General features: G+C 75.9%; 5 protein-coding genes and 1 pseudogene. 3 read left to right on the forward strand and 3 right to left on the reverse strand.

The window, feature by feature from the left end; genetic code table 11:
• Window positions 1-221: 221 nt before the first annotated feature.
• Complete coding sequence (locus ACIQOV_RS31980) at window positions 222-683, reverse strand: hypothetical protein (protein WP_401054183.1); 462 nt, start codon at window positions 681-683, stop codon at window positions 222-224.
• 271 nt (window positions 684-954) lie between these two features.
• Here ACIQOV_RS31980 and ACIQOV_RS31985 point away from each other — a divergent pair, with 271 nt between their 5' ends.
• The 3 genes from ACIQOV_RS31985 (at window position 955) to ACIQOV_RS31995 (ending at window position 2,489) form a co-directional block, all read left to right on the forward strand.
• Window positions 955-1,185: a hypothetical protein gene (locus ACIQOV_RS31985; RefSeq protein WP_380549316.1), complete on the forward strand. Its 231-nt coding sequence runs from the start codon at window positions 955-957 to the stop codon at window positions 1,183-1,185.
• Window positions 1,186-1,377: 192 nt separating this feature from the next.
• Entirely contained in the window at window positions 1,378-1,887 is a 510-nt protein-coding gene (locus tag ACIQOV_RS31990) for a hypothetical protein (protein ID WP_401054184.1), read from the forward strand.
• Entirely contained in the window at window positions 1,884-2,489 is a 606-nt protein-coding gene (locus tag ACIQOV_RS31995) for a class I SAM-dependent methyltransferase (RefSeq protein ID WP_401054185.1), read from the forward strand. Before ACIQOV_RS31990 ends, ACIQOV_RS31995 begins: the two co-directional genes overlap by 4 nt.
• Window positions 2,490-2,493: 4 nt before the next feature.
• Here ACIQOV_RS31995 and ACIQOV_RS32000 read toward each other — a convergent pair whose 3' ends face one another.
• Window positions 2,494-2,973 (reverse strand): YrhB domain-containing protein, encoded by a 480-nt coding sequence (locus ACIQOV_RS32000; RefSeq protein ID WP_401054187.1) that lies wholly within the window; start codon window positions 2,971-2,973, stop codon window positions 2,494-2,496.
• Between the two features lie 344 nt (window positions 2,974-3,317).
• Window positions 3,318-3,771: pseudogene (locus ACIQOV_RS32005) on the reverse strand (hypothetical protein); the annotation flags it as partial.

Raw genomic sequence — 3,771 nt, forward strand, 5'->3', positions numbered from 1 at the left:
GTACTGGCACCCCGGCTGGACAAGGGACTGCTGGGACGGCGGGAGCCCCGGGCGCACCGGCCGGTTCTGCCGCGCCGACCGGATCGACCGCGCCGACCGGCCCCACCGGGTAGGCCGGCCCGACCGGTTCGGTTTGCTCCGACCGGTTCGGTTGTGCCGACCGGCCCGACCGGTTCGGCCGCGTCCATGACTCCGGGGCCGCCCTCGGCTCAGCCGTGGATTCAGCCGTAGATGCTGTGGCAGAGCCGGGCCGACTCCGACCCGGCCGGCCAGTGGCCCGCCCGCTCGGCCTGGTCGCAGATGCTGCTCCGGCCCCCGCCCGCCCCGGCACCCGCCGAGGTGGGCGCGGCCGACGGGCCGCGGGCCGGAGCCGGGGCGTGCGGGCTGTGCCCCGGCTTGGGGCGCGCGCTCGCCGAGGCGTGCGCGGCGTCGGTCGTCGCACCGGCCCCGGGCCCGGCCGCCGTCGTACCCGGCCCGCCCACCGCGATCACCGCGCTCGGGGTGGGCGGCGGCAGCGGGGACGGTGCCGGCGTGGCCGGTGACGGGGAGACCGGCAGCAACTGCGCCGCCGGGTCCGAGGCGGAGGGCGAGGCCTCCGGCAGCGCCGCCACGCTCAGCTCGTCACCCGCCCCCGGCCCGCACATCACCAGGACGGAGGCCAGCACGGCGCCCGTCCCGACCATCGCGGCCGTCCAGGCCCTGCGTGACAGACGCCTCGGCGGCGGCGTGGCGGTGGACCACGGCGGTAGCGGATTCGTCGGGACCGGCGGCGGCTGCCAAGCGTTCTGCGGCCACTGCCACTGCCCTCCGGTGGGCTGCCCAGTCATGTGCTCGTCCTTCCAGCGGCCCCCCTCAGAACCTTTCCGTGCTCAACGAGCGCGCCGACGCCGGGACATGACCCGGAAGAGGGGTCTGGACGGGCGTTGATTGCCACCGCGCCACATGCTGGGGGACATGGAGACCAACAGCACGTCCAAACCCCTGGTCGAAGTGGCCGAGTTCCGGACCGACAGCCGCTACCGCCTCATCCACTTCGAGGGCCACGGCTGGGAACCGCTCGCGCAGGAGGAGTTCGAGCCGCGCGTCCACCAGCTCTTCCCGGACCTCGACCCGCACGACCCGCAACGGGTCCACTGGGCCGACCGTCCCTGGGAGTGGCCCGCCTGGCACCCGGGCGAAGCCTGAACGCACCGCCCGAACGCACCGCCCGAACGCACGGTCCGGGCGAGCCGGGCGGGTTCCGGGCGACTTCCGGGCGGTCCGGGCTACCCGGAGCGGTACGGTATGTCCCGGCCTGAACGGATGTGGCGCGGTGCGGTGCGACCCGAACCGCTCGGTGCAGGAGTGACGGCCCCGTTCCTTCGTTACGCTGAGCGGGTGAGAGTGGATCACTTCTGGCATCGCCTGCCGGGCCGGGCCGTGGGCACCTGCTCGCCGGAGCAACTCGGCGAACTCGTGCCCCGCGACCGCGACGTCCGGTACGACCGGCTGGCCGCCGCCGGCCTCGCCCTCGGCGTGCGGCGCACCGCCGTCCTGATGGAACTCGCGCTCACCGAGAACGGCCTGCATCCCGACCCGGCCGCCCGACTGCCCGTCTACGGCGGCGGACGGCGCCAGCCGGACGGCGCACTGCCGGACGGTGCCGTGCCCGTGCTGCGCCCCGAACAGGTCGCGGCGGCCTCCGCGTTCCTGCGCGACTCGGCGCTCGGCGAACTCGTCCGCCAGCAGAACAGCGTGCTCGCCCGTACGGCCGTGCACCTCGGCTACCCGACGCCGTGGTCCGAGGTCTGGGCGACGCTCGTCGTCCACGACCTGCGCGAGCTGCGGGACTTCTTCGCCCGCGCGGCCGCGGCCGGGGACGCGGTGGCCGTCCGGGAGGCGGAGTGAACACGCCCGCGGGGACCGCCGGGTACGGCGCGGCGGCCGAGCAACTCGCCGTCCAGTACGAGAGCGTGAGCTTCACCGAGGTGCACCGCGAGCTGCACCACCTGTACCCGGCCCCGCCCGCGTCCGTCCTGGACGTCGGCGCCGGCACCGGCCGCGACGCCGCCGCCCTCGCCGCCCTCGGCCACCGGGTGGTCGCGGCCGAGCCGACCCCTGAACTCCGGGCCGTCGGAGAGCGGTTGCACGCCGGCTCGGACGTGCGCTGGGTCGCCGACGCGCTGCCCGAACTGCCCGCGCTCGTCGCCGAGGGCGCGTGCTACGACCTCGTCCTGCTCACCGCCGTCTGGATGCACCTCGCCCCCGCCGAGCGCCCACCCGCGATGGCCGCCCTCACCCGCCTCCTCGCCCCCGCGGGCCGGCTCGCCCTCACCGTCCGCCACGGCCCCGTCCCGCCGGGCCGCCACATGTTCGACCTCCCGGACGAGACCACCGTCACCCTCGCCGCCGACTGCGGGCTGCGCCTCCTCCACCGCGCCACCCGCGCGGACCTGCACGGCCGGGGCGAGGTCCACTGGACGCTGCTGCTCTTCGAGCGGGAGGCGTAGCCGGTCAGACGTGTCCCGGCCGTACGGTGTCGATGGGCAACGGAGGGCAGACGACCTTCTCCTCGGTGAGGTCCGCCAACGACTCGGGCGGCTCGGCCCCCTCCCGTACGGCCGGCAGGTACGCCTTCGCCTGCCGGAGGCTCAGCCGCGACGCCCGGCGGCGCAGGTGCGCCATCGCGACGACCGCGCCGTCCGCCCGCGCGAGCGTGCGCACCTCCGCCGCCAGGGGGTCGGGCGGCCGGATGCCCTTGACCTGCCGGAGGTAGAGCGCCGCCCAGTCGTGCAGGTCCACCAGGTAGGGCCCGCCGCCGATGAGCGCGTGCTGCCAGTCGCCGGTGCGGACGAACTCGGGCGATTCGCAGGAGATGATCCACCCGAGGCTGTGCTCCACGACCGCGTGGACCACCAACTCGTGCTGCCCCGGCGGCAGTTCGGTCGGCAGTGATGCGACGAGCTCGACGGCCCGCGCTCTGGTGATGGCCACGCCACCGATGCTCCGCACCACGGCAAGCGGATTTCGGGCGGGCGGTGTACGGCGGAGGCCCGGATCGGACCGGCCCGCATCGCCTACCTGCTCGGCCTGAACCCGGCCGCCGCTCAACGGTCCTGATCCACTACCGGATCGCCCGCGGCGAGACCCTGGCGGACGAACGCGAGGAGACCGCCACCGCGTTCCGGCACCGGGCGAACGGCTGCTCGGCCCGGGCCGGAACCGCCGTCCAGCGGGTGATGACCGGCAACGGCGACTGCCGCACGTCACACGTCCGGCGCGTGGCGCGTGGCGCGTGGCGCGTGGGAAGTCGGCCGGGCCGACTTCCCACGCCGGCGTCACGGTGCGCCGAATCCCTCCTCGGCCAGGCGGGTGGCCCAGCGGGTCAGGGCCGGGGCGAGGGGCGGGTGGGTGAGGCCGGCGTCGGCGGCGAGGCGATCGGCGGAGCCGGTGTCGTAGCGGTCCTCGGAGAGGAAGGTGAGGGTCTCCGGGTCGGCGCCGGTGAGGACGCGGGGGAGGCGGCGGACCAGGGGGACGGGGATCAGGGCGCGGGGCGGGCGGACGCCGAGGTGGCGGGCGAGGAGGGTGATCAGCTCGGGGAGGCAGGGGGTGGTGGGGTCGAGGACGGTGTGGGCCGCGAGCGGGTCGCGGTCGTGCTCGGGCACGGCGGCGAGGAAGCGGGCCAGGTGGTCGACGGCGACGACGTCGCGGACGGAGGAGGCGGCGAAGTACAGCTCGGTGGGCAGGACGCGGCCGGTCTGGGCGCCGACCCGGGCGAGGACGTCGATCGCG

The organism is Kitasatospora sp. NPDC091257 (assembly GCF_044757675.1).
Taxonomy (GTDB): domain Bacteria; phylum Actinomycetota; class Actinomycetes; order Streptomycetales; family Streptomycetaceae; genus Kitasatospora; species Kitasatospora lactacystinica.